The following is a 23,038-nucleotide window of genomic DNA, read 5'->3' on the forward strand; positions in this document are numbered from 1 at the left end:
TCGATTCTTAAGCGCTCTTCTCCGTGGCTGCGATGCCGTGCGCCCCGGCCTGCCGTCGTTCAGCAGCCACGACGATCGTGGCAGGGTGCCGGACATCGATCACGGTCTCGTCTTCAGCTTGAACAACAGGTAGTATCCCCCTCGATGGAGCCGGCCAGCCGGCGCGACTGCCGCCCGGGCTGCCCGAGCGGCATCGCACGTCACACGGACGTGGCGTCGGCTGCGAACATCCACCGGAGGCGGCGATGGCGGAGCGCGAGTCGGATGCGCTGCTCATCCTGGCCACCGCCGCCGACCGCCACCTGGCCGGGCGATGGTGGCGGCCGGCCCACGGTCCGGTCGACCCCCGACCGGTCGACCCCCCGGCCCACGCCTGCGAGGATCTCGGCCTGCGCATCGCCGCCGCCTACGAGCGGGCCGCCGGCCCGCCGGACCGGGTCACGCTCGCCGGCTACCGGTTGTTGAAGGCGGAGAATCTCGCGCTCTACCACGCGGCGGTCCGCGCCGGGGTCCGCGTGGTGCCGTGGCGGGGCCACGGGCAGCCGTACGCCGACTCCGCCGACCTGCGCGAGCGGGTCCGGCGCACCGGCACCCTGGCCGTCTACCTGACCCGCGACGGCCACGGTCCCGGGCCGGCCACCGACCCGCACCCGATGCGCGAGCCCAGCCCGGTGACCGTCGACGGTGTCGACTTCACCCACAACGACGTGTTCCGGGCCGTGCATGACCTCTTCGGCCACGTGCTGCTCGGGGCCAGCTTCGGGCCGGGCGGAGAGTTCCGCGCCACCTGGTGCCACCTGGGGATGTATCCGCCCGAGGCGCACCAGGTGCTCTTCGCCGAGCAGATCGGACAGATCTGCTGGTTCTTCTACGGCCCACACCTGCTCGGCCCGGACGGCCGGCCCCGCCGGCCGGGCGACCCCGGTTACCTCCCACCGAGCCGTCGGCCCTACCCGGAGCAGAAGGTGGTCCGGCTCGACGACCACCTGTTCGAGGAGTTCCGCACCCTGTTCCATCGAGGGGAGACAGCATGACCGGCACCACCTGGCAGGGCGACGTCGACAACCGCCCGCTCCCGACGACCGTGCGCGACGACTTCCCGTTCTTCCGCGGCGCCGAGGGGACCGGCCTGGCCTACCTCGACAACGCCGCCACCACCCAGAAGCCGGCGGCCGTGCTCGCCGCCGTCACCGACTACTACACGACCGCCAACAGCAACGTCGGGCGCGGCTACTACCGGCTGAGCCGCACCTCCACCGACCGGTTCGACGAGGCCCGGGAGGGGGTCCGCCGGGCGATCAACGCCCGGCACGCCGACGAGGTCCTGTTCACCTCCGGCACCACCCACGCGGTGAACCTGCTCGCCGCCACCCTGGGCCGGCGGCTGGTCGGTCCGGGCGACCAGGTGCTGCTCACCGGCATGGAGCACAACTCCAACCTGCTGCCGTGGCGGCGCCTGTGCGAGGAGGTCGGCGCGGAGCTGGTCACGGTGCCGGCCGGCGCGGACGGGCGCGTCCCGGCCGACGGCTTCGCCGCGGCGCTCGGCCCCCGGGTGCGCCTGGCGGCGGTGGCGCACGTGTCGAACGTCCTCGGCACGGTCAACCCGGTGCGCGAGATGGTCGCGGCGGCCCACGCCCGGGGCGTGCCGGTGGTCGTCGACGGCGCGCAGGCGGTGCCGCACCGGCCGGTCGACGTCCGGGCGCTGGACGCCGACTTCTACTGCTTCTCCGCGCACAAGGTCTACGGACCGATGGGGGTCGGTGTGCTGTACGGGCGCCGCGACCTGCTCGCCGAGCTGCCGCCCTACCAGGTCGGCGGCGGGACGGTGAAGGGCGTGTCCCTCGCCGAGCCGGTCCGCTACCTCGCCGGGCCGCCCCGTTTCGAGGCCGGCACCCCGGACGTCGCCGGCGCGGTCGGGCTCGCCGCGGCCCTGGCCTACCTGGACCGGCTCGGGTGGAGCGAGATCCGCGCCCACGACCGCGCCCTGGTCCGGCACGCGGTGGCGGCGCTCGGCGCGCTCGACCGGGTCCGGGTGGTCGGCGACCCGGCGCACGACCCCAGCGGGATCGTCTCCTTCGTGGTCGAGGGCATCCATCCGTACGACGTCGGTGGACAACTCGACCGGCACCGGATCGCCGCCCGCTGCGGCGTGCACTGCGCCAGCGTCTTCCTCGACGGACTGGGACTGCTCGGCACCGTCCGGCTCTCCTTCGGCGTCTACAACACGCTCGACGACATCGACCGGGTACGCGACGCGGTGGCCGGGGTCCGCCCCGGGTCGTGGACCATCGACCACCCGACCACCCGGTTCCTGTGACGGGCATGCGGTTCGACACCCGCCTCGTCCACGAGGGACAGCAACCCACCCCCGGCACCGGCGACCTGGTGCCGCCGGTGCACCTCGCGGTCACCTACGAGCGGTCCGTCCAGGAGCCGCTGCGCTACTTCTACGGCCGCGGCGAGAACCCGACCCGGGAGCAGTTGGAGCGCTGCCTGGCCGCGCTCGAGGAGGTGCGCTTCGCCGCCGCGTACACCTCCGGGCAGGCCGCCGCGGAGGCCGCCCTGGCGCTGCTCGCCCCCGGGCAGCGGGTGCTCGCCGGCGACGACGTCTACGGCGGCACGCACACCCTGTTCGATCTCGTCCGGGCCCGGGGGGTGACCGTCGACCAGGTCGACCTGGCCGACCCGCGGCAGCGCGACCGGGCGCTCGTCGACGACGGCCGCCCGGTGGACCTGGTCTGGGTGGAGTCCCCGAGCAACCCGCTGTTGAAGATCACCGACATCGCCGAGGTGGCCCGGCTCGCGCACCGCCGCGGCGCCCGGTTGCTCGTGGACAACACCCTGGCCAGCCCGGCCCTGCAACAGCCGCTACGGCTCGGCGCGGACCTCACGCTCTACAGCACCACCAAGTTCCTCGCCGGGCACCTCGACGTGCTCGGCGGCGCGCTGGTCCACGACGACCCGGAGCTGCACGAGCGGCTGCTGGCGCACCGGACCACCGTCGGCACCGCGCCCGGCGGGCCCGACTGCTTCCTGGTGCAGCGGGGCCTGAAGACGCTCTCCCTGCGGGTGGGCCGCCAGGTGGACAACGCCCGGCGGGTGGTCGCCGCGCTGGCGGCCGAGCCGGCCGTCGGCGTCGTGCACTATCCGGGCCGGGCCGACCACCCCGGGCACGCGGTGGCGGCGCGGCAGATGAGCGCGCCGGGCGCGCTCGTCGCCTTCACCTACCGCGGCGACCCGGTGAAGCTGATGGAACGGGTACGGCTGTTCGCCGCGGCGGTCAGCCTCGGCGGGGTCCGGTCGCTGATCGAGTGCCCGGCGTTGATGACGCACCGGCCGGTGCCCCGGGAGACGCGGCTGCGGCTCGGCATCGGGGACGACCTCGTACGACTGTCGATGGGCATCGAGGACCCGGCGGATCTCGTCGACGACCTCGTGCGTGCGCTACGGGCGGGACCGGCGTGACCGGCCCGGGGGAGGAACGGTACCGATGGGACGCCTGACCGACGGGTCCACGATCCGGCTCGACGGGGGAGTGGCCACCGAGCTGCACCGCGCCGGCATGCCGCTGTCGCCGCCCTGGTGGATGACCCGGGCACTGCTGTCCGACGAACGGCGCCGGGTCCTGCGGGGAGTACACGAACGCTTCCTCGCCGCCGGCGCCGACGTGATCACCGCCAACACGTTCCGGTGCAACCTGCGGGCCCTGCAGGCGGCCGGGCTGACGGACGCGGGGCTCGGCTGGATGGTGCACGCCGCCGTCGGCGTGGCGCTGGCCGCCCGGAACGCCGCCGGCGGTCCGCGTACCCGGGTGGTGGCGTCGATCGCGCCGGTGGCCGACGCGTACCGCCCGGACCTGGTGCCGGACGACGACACGCTGCGCGTGGAACACCGTTGGCTGGCCACCGAGCTCTCCCGGGCCGGCGTCGACACGATGCTGATCGAGACCATGAACACCGCCCGGGAGGCCCGCGCCGCGTTGGCCGAGGTGCTCGCCACCGGCGCGACCGCCTGGGTCGGCTTCGTCTGCGGCGACGACGCCCGGTTGCTCTCCGGGGAGCCGCTCGTCGGGGCCGCCCGCGCCGTGCTGGCCGACGGCGCGGAGGCGGTGCTCGTCAACTGCACCGATCCGGCGCGGACCGAGGAGTGCCTGCGCGCGTTGCGGGCGGAGGTCTCCGGCCCGGTCGGGGCGTACCCGAACCTGGAGGGCCGGGACGGCGACGGGCCGGCCCTCGACCCGAAGTCGTTCGGCGAGCTGATGGCCCGCTGGCGCGACGAGTACGACCTGGCGCTCGCCGGCGGCTGCTGCGGCACCACCCCGGAGCACCTGGCCGCGATGACCGACCGGTTCGGCGCGTGACCGCGGCGGACACCGCCGCCGGGATCGAGCCGTCCTTCCTGGCGTTGCCGTTGGCCGAGGTGACCGACGCGGTCCTGGGTGAGGCGCGCCGACTCGGCGCGCGGCACGCCGCGGTGCGGGTGGTCCGCAACCGGGCCCGCCGGCTGTTGCTGCACGACGGGCGTCTGCGCGGCAGCCGGGACGACACCGAGCTGGGCCTGAGCGTCGGCGTGCTGCACGAGGGCGCGCGGGGCTTCGCGGCGGTGCCCGAGGTCGACCCGGCCGCCGCGGTCGACGCGGTCGGCCGCGCGGTGCAGGTGGCCCGGGTGTGCCGGGAGGTGGGCGCGGAGCCGGTCGAGCTGGCTCCGGAGCCGGTGTACGCCGACCGGCGGTGGACGTCGCACTGCCGGGTGGACCCGTTCGCGGTCCCGGAGGCCGACGCGGTGGCGCTGCTCGCCGACTGGAGCCGGGGGCTGCTCGCCGCGCCGGTCGTGCGACACGTGCTGGCCAAGGTCAGCGCCGTCCGGGAGACGACCTGGTATGCCGACACGGCCGGCACCAGCGTGCTCCAGCAGCGGGTCCGGGTCCACCCGCAGGTCCTCGCCGTGGGCGCGGCGGGCGGCACGACCGCCACCCTGCGCACGCTCGGGCCGCCCACCGGGCGGGGCTGGGAATACCTGCACGGATCGGGCTGGGACTGGGCGGCGGAGCTGGCGGAGATACCGGACCAGCTGGCCGGCAAGCTGCGCGCCCGGCCGGTGCGGCCGGGCCGGTACGACCTGGTGACCGCCCCGTCGCACCTGTGGCTCACCATCCACGAGTCGGTCGGGCACGCCACCGAGGCGGACCGGGCGCTCGGCCACGAGATCGGCTACGCCGGTGGCACGTTCGCCACCCCGGCCGACGTCGACACGCTCCGGTACGGCTCGGAGCTGATGACCGTGACCGCCGACCGGACCGATCCGCACGGGCTGGCCACGGTCGGCTGGGACGACGAGGGGGTGGCCACCGGGGCGTGGACGCTGGTCCGGGACGGGGTCCTGACCGGGTTCCAGACCGACCGGCACACGGCGGTCCGGCTCGGCGCGGCCCGCTCCACCGGCTGCGCCTACGCCGAGTCGGCGGAGCACGTGCCGATCTCCCGACTGCCGAACGTCTCGCTGCGGCCGGCGCCCGACGGGCCCGACACGGCGGCCCTGATCGGTGGCGTGACGGACGGCATCTTCCTGGTCGGCTCGGACAGTTGGTCCATCGACACCCAGCGGCGCCGCTTCCAGTTCACCGCGCAACTGGCGTACCGGATCCGGCACGGGCGTCTCGGCGAGCAGCTCTCCGGGGTCGCCTACCAGGCCGACACCACCGACTTCTGGGGGTCGCTTGTCGGCCTCGGCGGCCCGGGGACCTACCGGTGCTTCGGCGCGGACCTGTGCGGCAAGGGCCAGCCGGTGCAGGCCGCGGCGGCCAGCCACGGCGCGCCGACCGCGGTCTTCCGGGGCGTGCGCGTGGTGGACACGAGCGGGGAGGGGCCACGGTGAGCGGAGCCGAACTCGCGGAACGGGTCCTGGCCCGGGCCGGGCGGGGCGGGGAGCTGCTGGTGATCGTCGACGAGACCGCGACGGCTCACCTGCGGTGGGCCGGCAACACGCTCACCACGTCGGGCGCGGCGCGCCGACGCCGGCTGACGGTCGTCGCCCTCGCCGACGCCGGGTCCGGCACGGCGGCGGGCGTGGTCGGTTCCGGCGGCGCGCCGACCGACCGGGACCTGGCCGAGCTGGTGGCCCGGGCCCGGCACACCGCCCGGGCCGGCGAGCCGGCTCAGGACGCGGCTCCGCTGGCCGTCGCGACCGGCCTGCCGGCGGCGTCCTGGGACGACCCCGCGGCGGAGGTGCCGGTGCACCGGCTGCACGGCTTCTCGGCCGGGCTGGGCGACGCGTTCGCCGCCGCCCGCGCCGCCGGGCACGACCTGTACGGGTACGCCGAGCAGCGGGTCGACACCACCTGGCTGGCCTCCACCGGCGGCCTGCGGCTGCGGCACGTCCAACCGACGTCGGTGCTGGACCTCACCGCCCGCGGCGGGGGGACGGCGTCGGCCTGGGCGGGGGTCGGCGGCACCGACCTGACCTACACCGACCTGCCGGCGACGGCGGTGCGGCTGCGGGACCGGTTGGCCGGCGTGCCGCGCCGGGACACCCTGGCCCCGGGCCGGTACGAGGTGCTGCTGCCGCCGGCCTGCGTCGCCGATCTGATGCTGCACCTCTACCTGAACGCCGGTGCCGCCGACGCCCTCGACGGACGGACGGTGTTCGGCGGCGCGGACGGAGGCACCCGGATCGGGGAGCGGCTCACCGCGTCCCCGCTGACGCTGCGGAGCGACCCGGCGGCGCCCGGCCTGGCGTGCGCGCCGTTCCTGGTGGCCCGGGCGTCCGGCTCGGCCGGCAGTGTCTTCGACAACGGCCTGCCGCTGGCCGCCACCCGGTGGATGGTCGACGGACAGTTGCGGGCGCTGGTGCAGACCCGGCACTCGGCCCGTCGCGCCGGTCAGCCCTTCACCCCGTTCGTCGACAACCTGGTCCTGGCCGGTCCGGCCGGCGGCCGGACGCTTGCCGACATGGTCGCCGGCACCCGGCGCGGGTTGTTGCTGACCTGCCTGTGGTACCTGCGCGACGTGGATCCCCGGACGCTGCTGCTGACCGGCCTGACCCGGGACGGCGTCTATCTGGTGGAGGACGGCGAGGTGGTGGCCGCGTTGCCCAACTTCCGGTTCAACGAGAGCCCGGTGGCGCTGCTCGGCCGGGTGACCGAGGTGGGCGCGACCGAGCGCACGCTGCCCCGGGAGTGGGGTGACTACTTCACCCGGATGGCGATGCCGACGCTGCGGGTGGCTGATTTCGCCGTCTCGGAGGTGAGCCCGGCGGTATGAGGCGGCGTGAGGTCCGCGCGTCCGCCGTCGCGCCGGATGCTGGACAATTTCAGTTAACAAACCTAATAATTAGCCTCCCGTCGATACCCCTCGGTCGGGCACCCCTCGGGAGGACCGGATGGCGCGCCAACTCCGAACACCGTTCCTGGCCGCCGTGGCGGCCCTGGTCACCGCCGCCGCGGCGACCCTGATCCTCGCCGGTCCGGCCCTGGCCGCCGGCCCGACGGCCGCGTTCACCAAGACCTCCGACTGGGGTGCCGGCTGGGAGGGCCGCTACACAATCACCAACGGCGGGTCGAGCACGATCACCGGCTGGCAGGTCGCCTTCACCCTGCCGGCCGGCACCACCCTCGGCTCGTACTGGGACGCCACGGTCAGCAGCGTCGGGCAGCGGCACACCTTCACCAACCGCGCCTGGAACGGCACTCTGGCCCCCGGCGCGTCGGCGTCGTTCGGCTTCCTCGCCACCGGCTCCGGCTCGCCCGCCGACTGCACGCTGAACGGCGCGCCGTGCGGCGGTGGCGCACCCCCCACCAGCGCGCCGCCGACCAGCGCGCCGCCGACCAGCGCGCCGCCGACCAGCGCGCCGCCGACCAGCGCGCCGCCGACCAGCGCGCCGCCGACCAGCGCGCCGCCGACCACCGGGCTGCCGAAGCACGCCTTGATCGGCTACCTGCACACCAGCTTCGCCAACGGCGCCGGATACCTACGGATGGCCGACGTGCCCGACGACTGGGACATCGTCAACCTCGCCTTCGGCGAACCCACCTCCGTCACCTCCGGCGACATCCGCTTCCAGCTCTGCCCGGTCGCCGAGTGCCCCAACGTGGAGACCGAGGCCCAGTTCACCGCGGCGATCCGCGCCAAGCAGCAGCAGGGCAAGAAGGTGCTGCTCTCGATCGGCGGCCAGAACGGTCAGGTGCAACTCACCACGACCGCCGCCCGGGACACCTTCGTCCGCTCGGTGTCGGCGATCATCGACAGGTATGGCCTCGACGGCCTGGACATCGACTTCGAGGGCCACTCCCTCTACCTCGACACCGGCGACACCGACTTCCGCAACCCGACCACCCCGGTCGTGGTGAACCTGATCGCGGCGATCCGCACCCTCAAGCAGCGCTACGGCGCCGGCTTCGTGCTCACGATGGCCCCGGAGACGTTCTTCGTGCAGCTCGGCTACCAGTTCTACGGCTCCGGCCCGTGGGGCGGCCAGGACCCCAGGGCCGGGTCGTACCTGCCGTTGATCCACGCGCTGCGCGACATCCTCACCGTCCTGCACGTCCAGGACTACAACTCCGGCCCCATCGTCGGGCTCGACGGTCAGTACCACACCATGGGCAGCGCCGACTTCCACATCGCGATGACGGACATGCTGCTGGCCGGCTTCCCCGTCGCCGGGAACGCCAACGCGGTCTTCCCCGCGCTGCGCGCCGACCAGGTCGCGTTCGGCGCGCCCTCCTCGACAAGCGCCGGCAACGGCTACCTCGCCCCGGCCGGCGTGCAACAGGCGGTGACCTGCCTCGTCCGGGGCCAGAACTGCGGCGCGTACGCCCCCCGCAGCGGAACCAACCCCACCCTCCGGGGCCTCATGACCTGGTCCATCAACTGGGACCGCTACTACGCCTGGGAATTCCGGCTCAACCACGGCCCGTTCCTCAAGACACTGCCCTGACCTGCGGCCCGGTGCCTTTGGCGTACGTCTGCGGGCGTCGCATACTGGTCGTGGCCCCGCTGGTGCTCGCACGGTCGCTCCGTGCGAGCACCAGCGGGGCCTGACCGAAGCACCTGCCCCCGGCCCGAGGACGCCATGCTGCGCGGAGGAACCGGCGCCCACGTCGCGGGTGCCCTGCTGATCGGCATCGCGGCGGCCGGATACGTCCTGCCGCCGGCCGACCCCGCGACCCCCACCCCCACCGTCCCGGCGGCGACCGCCACCGCCCCGACCACCACCGCCCCGACCCCCAGCGTTCCGGCCGCCGCCGATCTCGACGACCCGGCGAAGAAGGACGTCGCCATGCAGCTCGTCTCGGCGGCGGAGAACTCCTCGCTCGACTGGCGCGCCCAGTTCTCCTACCTTGAGGACATCGGCGACGGTCGCGGCTACACCGCCGGCATCATCGGCTTCTGCTCCGGCACCGGCGACATGCTCGCGCTGGTCCAGGCGTACGCGAAGGCCCGGCCCGGCAACGTGCTGGCCGGCTACCTGCCGGCGCTGCGCGCCGTCAACGGCACCGCGTCGCACGAGGGCCTCGACCCGGACTTTCCCCGCGACTGGCGCGCCGCCGCCGCCGACCCGGTGTTCCGGGCCGTGCAGGAGGCCGAACGCGACCGGATCTACTTCAACCGGTCGGTCCGGGACGGCAGGAACGACGGGGTCCGGGCCCTGGGCCAGTTCGTCTACTACGACGCGGCGGTCATGCACGGGTACGCGGGACTGCGTCAGATCCGCAGCCGCGCCCTCGCCCGGGCAACGCCCCCGGCGCAGGGTGGCGACGAGCGGATCTGGCTCGACGCGTTCCTCGACGAGCGGGTCGCCGAGATGCGGAAGGAGGACGCCCACTCGGACACCTCCCGCGTCGACACGGCACAGCGGGTGTTCCTCGACAACGGCAACGTCGACCTGCACACGCCGTTGGTGTTCGCCGTCTACGGCATGCGGTTCCGCATCGGCTGACCGTCGGGGTGCGGCGGTGGCGCATCATCCGACCGGCGCGGCACGGCGTCCCGCCCGGCCCTCGGATCGGCCGGACGGGACGCCGTCGGAGGGCTGACGGTTCAGCCGGTGCGCCACTTCTGGTTGGCGGTGCCACCGCACTCCCAGAGGTGCAACCGCGCGCCGTCGTTGCCGTTCCAGTCCTTGATGTCGACGCACTTGTTGGCCTGCGGGTTGACCAGGTCCCCGGCGGCGGACAACACGAACTGCTGCGCGGGGTTGCCGCTGCAGTTGGCGATCTGGATGACCGCGCCGTTGTCCCGGGAGCCCCAGGCGACATCCATGCACTTGTTGTTCTGCGTGCGCAGGCTACCGCCGGTGAAGGTCCAGCTCTGCGCCGCCGTGCCGTTGCAGTTCCAGGTCTGCAGGGGGACGCCGTCGGAGAAGTTCGAGTTCGGCACGTCGATGCACTTGTTGTTCCAGTTGCTGATGATCCGGGTCCCGGTGCCGCCACCGCCGGTGGTGACCAGGTTCAGCCCGTAGGCGCCGAGGATCTCGTTGACCGGCTGGAACCACATGGTGCCGCCGGAGGTGCAGTTGCCCGATCCGCCCGAGGTCACCCCCTGGGCCTGGTCGCCGGAGAGCCAGGCGCCGCCGGAGTCGCCGCCCTCGGCGCAGGCGTTGCTGCGGCTGAGTCCGTAGACCGCGCCCTGGGCGTAGTTGACCGTCTCGTCCCGACCCAGTAGCGTGCCGCAGCGCCAGCCGGTCGTCCGTCCCGACCGGCAGACCGAGCTGCCGATCACCGCGTCCCGGGAGCCGGCGACGGGAGCGTTCCCCCCGGCGTAGTTGTTCACCCAGGGGCGCGGCGTCCAGTCTCCGTTGGTGCGGACCCAGGCGTAGTCGTTGCCCGGGAACGACGAGCCGGCGAAGGTGCCCTGCGCCACGTTGTTGAACCCACGGGTGGGACTGCCGGTGGCCCCGCAGTGTCCGGCCGTGACGAAACCGCCCGTGACGGCGAAGCCCACCGAGCAGAGCACGTTGCCGTTGATGAGGAACTGGTCGCCGCCCCGGATGTCGTACAGGGGGCGGGGCGCGTCGGGAGCCGCCGTGTAGCGGACGGGTGCGCCGGCGAGGCCGCTGTCGTCGACGAACGCCCGGGCGGTGCGCTCCTGGCCCGGCGCGACCCGCACCACGACCTCGTTGGTGGTGGCGTCCACGTACCAACCGCGCACGGCGGCGCCGGGCGGATGGCTGCGCGCGTGCCGGTCCAGCGTGCTGCGGGCCGAGGTGAGCGTCGTGAGTGTCCGGGGAACGAGCCGGGGCCGGGCGCCCTCGGCCCGTACCGTGGCGGCGGCGGACGCGTCGGTGACGGCGACGGTGAGCGGGCCGCTCGGGTCCAGCCACGAGCCGGCGTACCGGGTGCCGAGGCGGGAGCGCAGGCGTCGGTCGACCACCGCCGCGGCGGCCTCGGTGGTGAGGCGGGCGGTGAGTTGGTCGTCGGTCAGGTGCAGGTCGCGGCGCATCGCCGCGGCCATCTCCGCCGGCAGGCCGGACGGCTGCGCTTGCACCCGAGGGGCGGGGGGAGCCGTCGCTGGTGCGGCGGCCGGAATCGGCAGGGCGAGCGTCGCGGCGGTGAGCAGCGCCATGGTCCTGATCATCGAACTCCTTCCGGTCGGTGCGGCGTCGCGCCGTGCCAGAGGGCGCGAGAGAGCGCTCTCAGCCTGAAACCGTAAAGAGTCTTTGTCAATAGACGTGCCTCAATCATGTGTCGGCCGTGTGGACGTCGGCGAGGCGGCGGTCCGGGGCGCCGGTGCGGCACCGGCGCCCCGGACCGTGCCGCTCAGGGCGCCCAGGGCGTGGTGATGTTCCAGGTGCTGTCCGCGGCCCACAGCGCGGGGGAGTTCCACGCCTCGCCGCCGGTGCCGTTGCTCAACCAGACCTCGGAGTTGTAGTGCCGCAGATACCTGCCGCGGAAGTTGTAGGACTCCAACGAGACCCCGCTCCCGGTGAGACCGACCCGGGCGCACCAGGTGGCGTCCGCGCGGAGTAACGCCGAGCCGTCGTTCGGCGAGTTGCGTACGCGCGAGTCCTGGTGCCGGAGGAACTGCCCGGGGAAGTTGACCGACTCGAACGAGTAACACGCCGCGTCGGCCAGACCTGCCCGAACCGTGTAGGTGGCGTCGTTCTTGAGCAGCGCCGGGCTGTTCGCGTCCACGATCTCGGTGTAGGCGAGGCTGTCCCGGTGCCGCAGGAACCGGTTGGTGAACCCGGGGGTCGTCACCTGGACGGATCGCCTGGTGTTCAACGGCAGCGCCACCGGCGCCGAACTGCCGACCGACCTCGACGCGTCGATCAGGGCCAGGTTGGCGGCCCGTACCCGGGCCTGGTCCATCTTGACCACCTGCCGGTCGTAGGTGAGGAATCCGTTCAGCTCACCCTCCTGGTCGGCGATCTCGGTGTAGACCGAGGCGCTCAGCCCCTTGCCGAGCATCAGGTTCTGCGTGCCCTGCACCAGGCCGACGTAGCGGTCGGTCAGCGCGGTGGAGTTCGGCTGCCACTCGTAGGCGAAGAAGCTGCCGTTCGGGCTCCACTCGTGTCCGGGCGCGCGCAGGCCCAGGCCGCCGAACTCGCCGAGCACGGCGATCCGGCTGCTCGACGGCGCCGGCGAGTCCGGCCCCAGGTAGACGTGCCAGTCGTCGATGTCGCCGTTGCCGGGGTTGCCCAACGACTGGCAGCAGTTGTAGCCGCTGTGCGCGTTGACCAGCCGGGTCGGGTCCTGGTTCTGCACATTCTGGGCGACCCGGCGGGTGTCGGCCAGCGCACGCTCACCCCAACCCTCGTTGTAGACGGTGTAGGTGACGACGGCCGGCGAGCTGCGATGCTCGTCCACGATCTCACGGGCTTCGGTCTCCAGCTGCGCCTGCTGCGCGTCGGTCGCGTTGATGTCCTGCGCGGTGAGTGACGGAACGTCCTGCCACACGAGCAGCCCGAGCCGGTCGGCGTGGTAGAACCAGCGCTGCGGTTCGACCTTGATGTGCTTGCGCACCATGTTGAAGCCGAGGTCCTTGTGCTTCTGCAGGTCGAAGGCGAGCGCGGCGTCGGTGGGCGCGGTGTAGAGCCCGTCCGGCCAGAATCCCTGGTCCAGCGTGCCGGTCTGGAAGACGAACTGGCCGTTGAGCTTGGGTCGTAGGACGCCGTTGACCACGCCGGTGCTGATCTCGCGCATGCCGAAGTAGTGCGTGGTCCGGTCGACCTGATCACCTACGGCGTTACGCAGCGTGACTCGCAGGTGATAGAGGAACGGGTCGTCGGGCGACCAGCGGCGGGCGTTCGGCACCGGCACCTTGAACTCGGTGAAGCCGCCGGTGGCGGAGCCGACCACGGTGGCGCCGTCGAGCGCTTCGGCCAGGACGCGGTGACCGCTGACGTCCCCGCGGGTGCGGACCCGGACGCGCAGCGTGTTGTCGGCCAGGCTCGGCGAGAGGTCGACCCGGCTGATCGAGGCCGCCGGCACCGGTTCCAGCCACACCGTCTGCCAGATGCCCGAGCTGGGCGTGTAGAAGATGCCGCCGGGTTGCTTGGTCTGCTTGCCGATCGGCGGCAGGCTCCCGTTCTGCCGGCTGTCCGTCGGGTCCCACACCTTCACCACGATCTCGTTCGCGCCGCTTCGCAACTGCGGAGTGACGTCGAAGGTGAAGGCGTCGTAGCCGCCCGTGTGGCCACCGACCACGGTGCCGTTGACCCAGACGGTGGTCTGCCAGTCGACGGCGCCGAAGTGGAGCAGCACCCGGCGCCCGTTCCAGCTGGTGGGCACCGTCACGGTCCGCCGGTAGAACAGGTGGTTGCGGTTGTCGCCGGCGGCGCGCCGCACCCCGGACAGCGCGCTCTCCACCGGAAACGGCACGTTGATCCGCTCGGGCAGATCGGTGCCGAACTGAGGGGCGTCGTCGGTGGCGGACTGTCGTAGCTGCCACTCGCCGTTCAGGTTGAGCCAGTCCGACCGGGTCATCTGCGGTCGCGGGTAGTCCGGCAGCGGCGTGCCGGCGAGCGCCTGGGCGGTCCAGGGGGTGGTCAGCGGCGGATTCTTGGCCGGCACCGCGCGCGCCGGCGTGGCCGGGGCGGCGAGCAGACCGGCGACCAGGGTGAGAACGACCAGTAGGGGGGCGGCGAGGCGGACGGGGGCGGGACGTGTCATGCCGTCTCCATCGAACGGGCCGTCAGGGCCGAGCTGCGCCGCTGGCGGCGGGCGGTGGGTGTCGGGGTGGCCGATCGTGCCGTTCGTATAACGTTATAGAGCGCCGACGGACAGGCCGTCAATCCCCATCCATCGATATATTGCGTCGCGTCATCCACCTCATCCCGCACGGGAGGGACGGCCCATGGGGGTCAGTCTGAAGGACATCGCCGAGCGGGCGGGCGTCTCACTCGCCACCGTCTCCAACGTGGTCAACGGCTATCGGCCGGTGGGGGAGCGCACCCGGCGGCGGGTGCAGCAGGCCGTCGACGAACTGGGCTACACCCCCAACCTGAGCGCGCGGCACCTGCGCCGCGGGCGCACCGGGTTGATCGCGCTCGCCGTTCCCGAGCTGACCAATCCGTACTTCGCCGAGCTGGCCGAGGTGGCCATCCGCGAGGCTGCCGGCCTCGGCTACACGCTGCTGATGGAGAACACCGCCGCCCGGCGCGGCGAGGAGTTGACGCTCCTGGACGGAGCGCAGCGGCACGTCATCGACGGGCTCATCCTCAGCCCGGTGGCGATCGGTCGGGCGGAGGTGCTGGCCCGGCGGGCCCGGACGCCGCTGGTGTTGATCGGGGAGGGGGTCTACGACGTGCCGTACGACCACGTCGCGATCGACAACGTCGCGGCGAGTCGGACGGCGACCGCGCACCTGGTCGCGCTGGGCCGTCGGCGGATCGCGTTCGTCGGCGCCTCACCGGTGGACGACCGGCAGTCCGCGCACCTGCGCATCCGTGGCTACCGGGAGGCGCTCGACGCGGCCGGGATCCCGTACGACCTCCGCCTCGTCGTACCCACGGAGCACTTCGGCCGGGCGGACGGTGAGCACGCCGTGCGCCACCTGCTGACCCTGGACAGTCCGCCCGACGCCGTGCTCGCGTACAACGACCTGATCGCCGTCGGCGCCCTGCGGGCGCTCGCCCGGACCGGCCGGAGCGTGCCCGACGACGTGGCGGTGGCCGGCATCGACGACATCGAGGAGGGGCGCTTCAGCAACCCCACGCTGACCACCGTCGCCCCGGACAAGCAGGCGATCGGCCGGTTGGCGGTCCGGCGGTTGGTGGCCCGGATCGAGGGCGAGGCGGGCCCGCCGACGCACGTGCAGCCCGCATTCCACCTCGTCGAGCGGGAGAGCACCGGCCGCTGACGGGGTGGGAGAACCCGGGTATGGGTTTGTATGGGGTTTCCCCGCCCGGCCCGAGGTCGCGCGACGCTCATCAGCCAGGCCCGTCCCGAGGGCGGGCGTCAGGCGACTCCACAGACGGTGGGAGGAAACGATGATGAGGTTGCTACCACGAGAACGCCGGTCACGATCCAGGCTCGTGGGCATCACGATCGCGGCGGCCCTGGTGGGGATGGGGGTGTATGTCAGCGGCGACGAGACGACAGCGGCCAGCCAGGGGGATCTGCGGACCTGGCACGCCAGAATGGTGAAGATACCGCGGCCGTCGGCGCAGGGCTGCTTCACCGGGGCCTATCCCGAACTGGCGTGGCGGGAGACCGGGTGTGTGGCTCCGCCGTCGGCCCCGATGGCCCCGAACCTCGAACAGTCTCCGCAGCGGGACATGGGCGGCGGGATCGGGATCGTGACGGAACGGCCCGCGGGCGCCGGTCCGATCACCAGCGCGTACGGCAGCTTCGAGAAGGTGAAACAGCCGAACCTGTTGAGCGTGACGAGCGTCCCGCAGGCTGCCCCACCCGGGGAGCCCAGCGGGCCGACGATGGCGGGCAGCTACTCGTTCCAGCTCAACACCAACCACCTGAGCGTCCAGGAGTGCAACGGGTCGCCGACCGCCGGCCTGTGCCGTGGCTGGAAGCAGTTCGTGCTCGCCAACGACGGCACCAGGGGCGGCAATCCGAATCCCGATCCCAGCCCCAGCCACCTCTACGTCGAGTACTGGCTGCTGCACTACAACCCCGACCCGGACCACGGCCAGCCGTGCCCGCCCGAATGGACCGAGGTCGCGGACGACGGGGAAGTCCACTGCACCTGGAAGTCCAGGGCGGCCGAGCTGCCCTACCTGTCGATCCAGGGCATCGCGAGGTCGGAACTGCGGCTGGAGGGCGCGACCACGACTGCCGACGGGCAGGAGACCGACACCGCCACGTTCAACGACGGGGCGGGCCAGATCTACTCGTCCAGCGGGGTGGGCGTCCTCCACATGCGGCCGCCGACGCCCCAGGAGCCCGCGTCGGAGTGGACCCAGGTCGAGTTCAACGTGTTCGGCTACGGTCACGGCGCGACGGCCAGGTTCAATCCGGAGGCGAGCTTCAACGTCCGCACGACTGTCGAGGACGGCAGCCCGGCCAAGCCCGGCTGCCAGAACTTCGGCTTCAGCAGTGAGCGGAACAACCTCAACTTCGGACCTCCGGGTCCGAGCTCGCCGAGTCCGTCGCCGGCAGCCGTCATCAACGAGTCGGTCCAGGGGCCGGCCGCGCCGTCGGCCTGCCGCGTCGCCGCGGTCATCGGCGACACCCACCAGTACACGTTCAGCGGTCTGTTCTACGACTTCCAGGCGACCGGCGACTTCGTCGAGGCGCAGGCCGGTTCCACGTTCGAGGTGCAGACCCGCAAGGCGTCAGGCCCCCCGAAGTGGCCCAACGCCTCGGTCAACCGGTCGGTCGCCATGCGGATGGGCACCTCGAGGCTGGCGCTGTGCGAAGGGACCCGCCTGGTGGTGAACGGCACCACCACCAGCCTGCCGGCCGGCGACTCACTGCTGCTGCCCAACGGCGTGGCGATCGACCGCGTCAACAACGTGTACACCTTCACGGACCCGTCGGGCAACAGCGTCCGCGCCACCGCCAACAGCGGATACCTCGACCTGGGCGTCGGCGTCGGGCCCGGGGCGTCGACGGTACGCGGCCTCCTGGGCAACCCCAACGACGATCCCCACTACCTCGATGTCAGGGGCGGCAACCCCCTGCGCGTTCCGGTCACCCATACCGCCCTCTACGAGACGTTCGGCAACAGTTGGCGGGTCAGCCCGTCGGCCACCCTGCTGCAACCCTGCACCGCCGTCACCCCGGGCAACCCGACGGCGCCGTTCTACGCCGGCAACCTGAGCACGACCACCCGCGAATGGGCGCAGGAGGTCTGCCGCAACAGGCAGGTCAACACGCTGTGGCTGGACACGTGCACCCTGGACGTCGGCGTGTTCGGCAACGCGTCCGCCGCCATCGTCTATGTCGGACTCCAGCGGCCGGATGTCGACGCCAACCCCCCGCAGCCGCCGATCTGCGTACCCGGAGACACCCGTCCGCTCTGCCCGACACCGACGTGTTCCCCGGCGGGATGTGGCCGGGCCGGCGGGTAACCCCGGTCGGCAGGGAACGTGCGGTCTCCGGGGATGGGTCCACCGACCGGGCATCCCCGGAGACCTCGCGGTCAGGTGCGGGCGTCCGCGTCGTCGAGGGCGGCGAGACACGTGCGGATCTGGTCGGCCTCGGGGGTGCCGAGGTCGGTGTAGATGGTCAGGGCGTGCCGGTAGTGGGCACGGGCCCGGTCGTGGTCGGCGAGGGCGCGGTGGGCGCCGGCAAGCCCGGCCTCGGCGCGGGCCTGCTGGTCCCGGGCGCCGATCTCGGCGGCGATGGCGTGGGCGGCGGTGTGATGGGTGAGCGCGTCGGTGGCGTGGCCGGCGGCGAGCATGGCCTCGCCGAGCCCGTTGAGCGCCCACGCGGCGCCGTGCCGGTCGCCTGTCGTCTGCAGGATCGTCAGGGCCTGCCGGTGGTGCCGGGCGGCCTCGACGGGCTGCCCGAGGTGGCGGTGGAGGGTGCCCAGCCCGTCCAGGGTCCAGGCTTCGCCGTTGCGGTGACCGGCCTGACGGAACAGGACGAGCGCCTGGGCGAGGTTCGCCGCGGCCGTCTCGTACCGGCCCGATCGGGTGTCGACCTCCGCGAGGTTCGCGAGCGACACCGCCTCGCCGGCCTGGTCCCCGCTCTGTCGGTACAGGGCGAGCGCCTCTCGGAGGTGCCTGGCGGCCCCGCGGTAGTGGCCGAGCCGCTGTTCCACGTCGCCGAGGTTGCTCAACGCGAGGGCCTGACCGATCTGATTGCCGGCGAGCAGGTGCGCGGTCCGGCCCCGCCTGAAGTGGGCGGCGGCCTTGCGGTAGTGGCCCAGCCGCTGTTCGGCGACGCCGAGGTTGGTCTGGGTCCGGGCCTGCCCGAACTCGTGCCCGGCCTCGCGGAACAGGTGCAGGGCCGCGGTGAAGTGTTCGACGGCGGCCTCGTACCGGGCGACCCAGAGGTGGGCCACGCCGAGGTCGGTCAGGGCGTGGGCCTGCTCGGTGACATCGCCGGTCTGCCGGGCCGCGTGGTGGGCGTGACTGTGGACGATCACGGCATCGCTGCCACGGCCACCGGCCAGGTAGCGGTACAGGATGCGGGAGAGGCGTGTCGTGTGGGTGGGCCAGCCGTTGCTGGCGGTGTGGACCGCGACGGTGACCAGGGTGGGCCGCTCGACGTCGAGCCAGGCGAGAGCGCAGTCCGGGTCGGCCAGTTCGGGGGCGGGCGTGCCGGTCGGCGGAATGTGCGGACGAAGATGCGCCTGGGCGGGGTGGAGCGCGTTCATCGCGGCGGCGGCGGTGGCGAGATAGTGGTCGAACAGGCGGGTCAGAGCCTCCCGGCGGTCGGCGGGGCGGACCTCGTCGTGCGCGCGGGTGATGGCGAACGCCCGGACGAGGTCGTGCAACGTGTACCGGCCCGAGGCGGACTGCTGGAGGAGGTGGTCGCGACACAGGTGGTCCAGGTGGGCGCGGGTGGTGTCCAGGTCGGTGCCGGTCAGGGCGGCGGCGGCGTAGGCGTCGCTGTCCTGACCGGGATGCAGCGCCAGCAGCCGCAGCAGCCGGCGCTGGCCGGCGGGCAGATGATGGTAGGAGAGGTCGAGGGCGAGTTCGACGCCGGTTTCCAGGCGTCGCTGGCGGTGGCGTTCGTCGAGCCGGTCGGCGTGGTCGGTGAGGGTCCAGCCGGGTGTGGCCCGCATGTGCCCGGTGGTCAGGTCGAGGGCAAGCGGGAGATAGCCACAGCGCTGTGCGATGCGCGCCGCAGCCACCGGATCGTCGCCCATGGGGACGTGGCTGACGACCTGGACGAGATAGTCGACGGCCTCGTGCGCGGCGAACACGTCGACCACCAGGCGCGCGGTGGGGCGCAGGTCGGACAGGATCCGCCGGCTGGTGATCAGGGTGAGGCAGCCGGGAACCTCGGGGAGGAGCGGCCGGACCTGATCGACATCGGCGGCGTTGTCCAGCACGATCAGGGTACGGGTGCCGGTGAGCCGGTCGCGGTAGGCCGCCCTGCGGGCGTGCAGATCGTGGGGGATCTGGTGGGCCGGTACGCCGAGCAGGCGCAGGAAGCCGTCCAGGACGGCGGCCGGATCGGCGGGCGGCCGGGCGGGGTCGGGGAAGAATCCGCGCAGGTTGACGAAGAGCGTCCGATCGAAGCGGGATTCCCGGATCAGGAGGTGCCCGGCGTGGACGGCGAGTCGGGTTTTGCCGACCCCGGCCATCCCCTCGATCGCCGCGACCGCTGCCGCCCCGCCGGCGTGGCGGTCGTGGGTGAGGGCGTGCCGGAGTTGGTCGAGTTCGCTGGCCCGGCCGGTGAACCCGGCCAGGTCGGGCGGTAGCCGGTCCTGGACCCGCACCACCGCGGCGGCCCGGGCCTCCCCGCCGACCACGCGTAGCGCCTGGCGCCACTGGTGCACGTATCCCTCGTCCGGGTGCAGGGCCTGCACGACGGCGGTGACGAGGTCGGCGTTCAGCCGCCGCCGACCGGGTTTGAAACAGTCCACCACCGTGGGCCGCTTGGTCAACTCACCGGCCGGGCGACCGGCGGCCCGCCAGGCGGTGTTGACCTGGCTGGTGATCCGTTCGTAGGACGGGTTCCCGGCCCACACCTTCAGGGACCTCAACGCCGCGGTGAGCTCGTCGAGCGTGCGCGCCCGACCCGGGTCCGGCATCACGGCGGACGGATCGTCCGCTCGGGTAGCGGTCATCGAGATCTCAGGCATTCATCGACACAAGCGGATGTCGCTCATCGTATCCGAAAGGGCGCGTCGCGTGTTCCCGGAAGGGGGTGCCCGGTTGTGCGAACCGCGCCCGACACGCCGGTCCGCGCCAAAACGACGTACTTCCAGGTCATCAGGCGGATGCGCTGGGAGCGGTACCAACGGGGCGACGGTCCACACCGGCCGGTCGCTACACTCTCGGGCAAGGTCCGGAAGCGCCCACGGAGCCCGGCGCGCTGATGAGAATCGGATGGAGACGCAGTTGACCCGCGACAAGGCCGCACCCCCCGGAATCGACCTCAGCGTTCCCAGCGTGGCCCGGGTCTACGACTACTTCCTGGGCGGCAAGGACAACTTCGAGGTCGACCGGAAGGTCGCCGAGCACGCCCTGCGGATCACGCCGGACGGCCCGGCCGCCGGCCGGGCGAACCGTGCCTTCCTGCGCCGGGTGATCCGGTTCCTCGTCGCCGAGGCCGGTGTCGACCAGTTCCTCGACATCGGCTCGGGGCTGCCCACCCAGGGCAACGTGCACGAGGTTGCCATCGCGCACAACCCGGGCGCCCGGGTGGTGTACGTGGACAACGACCCGATCGTCCTGTCGCACGGGCGGGCCCTGCTCGCCGCGGAGGGCACGGCGACGGTGATCCAGGCCGACATCCGGCGACCGCAGGAGATCCTCGACGATCCGGACGTCCGCCGGTTCCTCGACTTCGACCGGCCGGTCGGGCTGCTGCTCTTCGCGATCCTGCACCACCTCGGCGACGACGAGGATCCGCGCGCGGTGTCGGCGGAGTTGATCGACGCGCTGCCGTCGGGCAGTTACGTGGCGATCTCGCACTTCCGTGATCCGGGTGAGCGGGACCCGGAAGGCTCCCGTAAGGCCCGCGAGGTCGAGCGGGTCTTCAACGAGTCGTTGGGCACCGGCCGTTGGCGCACCGACGAGGAGATCCTCTCCTTCGCCGACGGGCTCACGGTGCTGGAGCCGGGGCTGGTGCCGCTGGCCGAGTGGCGTCCGGAGCCGGGCACCGCCGCGCCGAAGCAGACCGACACCTACCACACCTTCGTCGGCCTGCTCGCCCGCAAACCATAGGCCGTCGCGGCACAGCCGCCGATCGTCGTCGTCAGCGGCTACGCCGGGTGCTCTGTCGTCCCGAGCATGTCCGCCGGCCGGTGCAGCGCGACGCCGGGCCTCTTGCGTACGGTTGCACCATGGTCACCATGGCTGACGTACGAGCGCTGGCACGGACACTGCCGCGCAGCTGGTCCGTGACCGCGTCAAGTTCCGGGTCCACCCGACCCGACACCCCCGATGCCCGGAGGAACGCAGACCATGGACCACGCACCGCAGCTCATCCAGGAGCGGAGTGCCCCGCCGGCCACGCTGGTGATCTTCGGCGCCTCCGGTGACCTGACCCGGCGTAAGCTCCTGCCCGCGGTCGAGAGCCTGGCTCGGCACGAGCGGCTTCCGGACCAGTTCGCGCTTGTCGGCGTCGCGCGTACGCCGATGACCGACGAGCAGTTCGCCGAGAGCGCCCTCGGCGGGCGCACCCTCGCCAGCAAGCGCCAGCTCCGAGGCGGCGTGCGGTACGTGGCCGGCGGCTACGACGACCCGGAGACCTACAAGCGGCTGGTGGCGACCCTCGACGAGCTGGACGCGCAGCGGGGCACCTCCGGCAACCGGCTGTTCTACCTGTCGACGCCGGCCGGGGCCTTCGAGCCGGTGATCAACGGGCTGGCCGGGGTCGGGCTCAACCAGCCGCGCGAGGGCTCGTTCGCCCGCCTGGTCATCGAGAAGCCGTACGGGCGCGACCTGGTCACGGCCCGCGAGCTCGACGGCGTCGTGCACGGCGCGTTCGGCGAGCACCAGGTGTTCCGGATCGATCACTATCTGGGCAAGGACACCGTCCAGAACGTGTTGGCGCTGCGCTTCGCGAACTCGATCTTCCAGCCGATCTGGGACCGCTCCTGGGTCGACCACGTGCAGATCACCGTCGCCGAGACCCTCGGCGTGGGCGCTCGCGGCGGCTTCTACGAGGACGCCGGCGCGATGCGGGACATCGTGCAGAACCACGTGCTCCAGGTCCTCGCGCTGGCGCTGATGGAGCCGCCGGCCTCGTTCGAGGCCGAGGGCCTGCGCAACGAGAAGGTGAAGCTGCTGCAGGCCATCCGGCTCCCCACCGACCGGGACATCGCCGAGGCCGCGGTCCGCGGGCAGTACACCCGGGGTGGCACCCGGGAGGAGTTGATGGCCGGCTACCGGGAGGAGCCCGGCGTCGACCCGCTGTCGCGGACGGAGACGTATGCGGCGATGCGGCTCAACGTGGACAACTGGCGGTGGGCCGGGGTGCCGTTCTACGTGCGCACCGGCAAGCGCCTGCCGGCCCGGCTCACCGAGGTGGCGTTGCAGTTCCAGCGTCCGCCGCACCTGCCGATCCCGACCGACCAGCTCACCGGCCTGGACGCGGACGCGCTGATCCTGCGGATCCAGCCGAACGAGGGCATTTCGCTGCGTTTCGGTGCCAAGGTGCCGGGTCACTCCTTCCGGGTCCGCACGGCCACCATGGAGTTCTCGTACGACCAGACGTTCGCCGAGGAGTCCCCGGAGGCGTACGAGCGTCTGCTCCTGGACTCGCTCGTCGGTGACGCGTCGCTCTTCATCCGCAGCGACGAGGTGCAGCAGTGCTGGCGGATCGTCGACCCGATCATCGAGAACTGGGCGAAGGACCACTCGCCGATCCCCACCTACGAGGCCGCCTCCTGGGGCCCGACCGACGCCGACCGGCTCATCGGCCGGCACGGCCGCAGGTGGCGCAACTCGGCGTAGCCCGGCCGGGCGAGGTGCCGTACCGGTCCGGGCGTTCGGCCGGACCGGTACGGCGTCGGGT

The 23,038-nt window shown here is 72.8% G+C and carries 15 protein-coding genes; 12 read left to right on the top strand and 3 right to left on the bottom strand.

Annotated elements, in window-relative coordinates:
• The first annotated feature begins 245 nt into the window (after nucleotides 1–245).
• The 8 genes from O7602_RS10085 (at nucleotide 246) to O7602_RS10120 (ending at nucleotide 9,933) form a co-directional block, all read left to right on the top strand.
• On the top strand, nucleotides 246–1,034 hold the full coding sequence (locus O7602_RS10085; protein ID WP_281588148.1) for a crotonobetainyl-CoA--carnitine CoA-transferase: 789 nt from the start codon (nucleotides 246–248) through the stop codon (nucleotides 1,032–1,034).
• A complete protein-coding gene (locus O7602_RS10090; RefSeq protein WP_281588150.1) occupies nucleotides 1,031–2,317 on the top strand; it encodes a cysteine desulfurase in 1,287 nt (428 codons plus the stop codon). Before O7602_RS10085 ends, O7602_RS10090 begins: the two co-directional genes overlap by 4 nt.
• Nucleotides 2,318–2,322: 5 nt before the next feature.
• Entirely contained in the window at nucleotides 2,323–3,465 is a 1,143-nt protein-coding gene (locus O7602_RS10095) for an aminotransferase class I/II-fold pyridoxal phosphate-dependent enzyme (protein WP_281588151.1), read from the top strand.
• A 25-nt stretch (nucleotides 3,466–3,490) separates the two neighbouring features.
• The gene (locus O7602_RS10100; protein ID WP_281588152.1) at nucleotides 3,491–4,360 is read left to right on the top strand and encodes a homocysteine S-methyltransferase family protein; all 870 of its coding nucleotides are present in this window, start codon (nucleotides 3,491–3,493) and stop codon (nucleotides 4,358–4,360) included.
• Complete coding sequence (locus O7602_RS10105) at nucleotides 4,357–5,874, top strand: TldD/PmbA family protein (RefSeq protein WP_281588153.1); 1,518 nt, start codon at nucleotides 4,357–4,359, stop codon at nucleotides 5,872–5,874. Before O7602_RS10100 ends, O7602_RS10105 begins: the two co-directional genes overlap by 4 nt.
• Nucleotides 5,871–7,259 carry a metallopeptidase TldD-related protein gene (locus O7602_RS10110; protein WP_281588155.1) on the top strand — a complete coding sequence of 463 codons (1,389 nt, stop codon included), beginning with the start codon at nucleotides 5,871–5,873 and terminating at the stop codon, nucleotides 7,257–7,259. Before O7602_RS10105 ends, O7602_RS10110 begins: the two co-directional genes overlap by 4 nt.
• A 118-nt stretch (nucleotides 7,260–7,377) precedes the next feature.
• Nucleotides 7,378–8,931 (top strand): cellulose binding domain-containing protein, encoded by a 1,554-nt coding sequence (locus tag O7602_RS10115; RefSeq protein ID WP_281588156.1) that lies wholly within the window; start codon nucleotides 7,378–7,380, stop codon nucleotides 8,929–8,931.
• Between the two features lie 135 nt (nucleotides 8,932–9,066).
• Entirely contained in the window at nucleotides 9,067–9,933 is an 867-nt protein-coding gene (locus tag O7602_RS10120; protein ID WP_281588158.1) for a chitosanase, read from the top strand.
• 101 nt (nucleotides 9,934–10,034) lie between these two features.
• Here O7602_RS10120 and O7602_RS10125 read toward each other — a convergent pair whose 3' ends face one another.
• Both O7602_RS10125 and O7602_RS10130 read right to left on the bottom strand, forming a co-directional pair.
• Nucleotides 10,035–11,570, bottom strand: a complete 1,536-nt coding sequence (locus O7602_RS10125) for a ricin-type beta-trefoil lectin domain protein (protein ID WP_281588159.1) — start codon at nucleotides 11,568–11,570, stop codon at nucleotides 10,035–10,037.
• Between the two features lie 182 nt (nucleotides 11,571–11,752).
• A complete protein-coding gene (locus O7602_RS10130) occupies nucleotides 11,753–14,107 on the bottom strand; it encodes an AbfB domain-containing protein (protein ID WP_281588161.1) in 2,355 nt (784 codons plus the stop codon).
• 184 nt (nucleotides 14,108–14,291) lie between these two features.
• Between O7602_RS10130 and O7602_RS10135 the strand changes: the two genes are divergently transcribed.
• Both O7602_RS10135 and O7602_RS10140 read left to right on the top strand, forming a co-directional pair.
• Complete coding sequence (locus O7602_RS10135; protein WP_281588163.1) at nucleotides 14,292–15,296, top strand: LacI family DNA-binding transcriptional regulator; 1,005 nt, start codon at nucleotides 14,292–14,294, stop codon at nucleotides 15,294–15,296.
• A 175-nt stretch (nucleotides 15,297–15,471) separates the two neighbouring features.
• Nucleotides 15,472–17,466 carry a VWD domain-containing protein gene (locus tag O7602_RS10140; protein ID WP_281588165.1) on the top strand — a complete coding sequence of 665 codons (1,995 nt, stop codon included), beginning with the start codon at nucleotides 15,472–15,474 and terminating at the stop codon, nucleotides 17,464–17,466.
• A gap of 71 nt (nucleotides 17,467–17,537) precedes the next feature.
• Here the strand turns inward: O7602_RS10140 and O7602_RS10145 are convergent, their stop codons facing one another.
• On the bottom strand, nucleotides 17,538–20,141 hold the full coding sequence (locus O7602_RS10145; RefSeq protein WP_281588167.1) for a tetratricopeptide repeat protein: 2,604 nt from the start codon (nucleotides 20,139–20,141) through the stop codon (nucleotides 17,538–17,540).
• Nucleotides 20,142–20,403: 262 nt separating this feature from the next.
• Between O7602_RS10145 and O7602_RS10150 the strand changes: the two genes are divergently transcribed.
• Both O7602_RS10150 and zwf read left to right on the top strand, forming a co-directional pair.
• Nucleotides 20,404–21,243, top strand: a complete 840-nt coding sequence (locus O7602_RS10150; RefSeq protein ID WP_281588169.1) for an SAM-dependent methyltransferase — start codon at nucleotides 20,404–20,406, stop codon at nucleotides 21,241–21,243.
• A gap of 240 nt (nucleotides 21,244–21,483) precedes the next feature.
• Entirely contained in the window at nucleotides 21,484–22,977 is a 1,494-nt protein-coding gene (gene zwf / locus O7602_RS10155; protein WP_281588170.1) for a glucose-6-phosphate dehydrogenase, read from the top strand.
• The last annotated feature ends 61 nt before the right edge of the window (nucleotides 22,978–23,038 follow it).

It is taken from the genome of Micromonospora sp. WMMD1128, from assembly GCF_027497235.1.
Taxonomy (GTDB): Bacteria; Actinomycetota; Actinomycetes; order Mycobacteriales; family Micromonosporaceae; genus Micromonospora.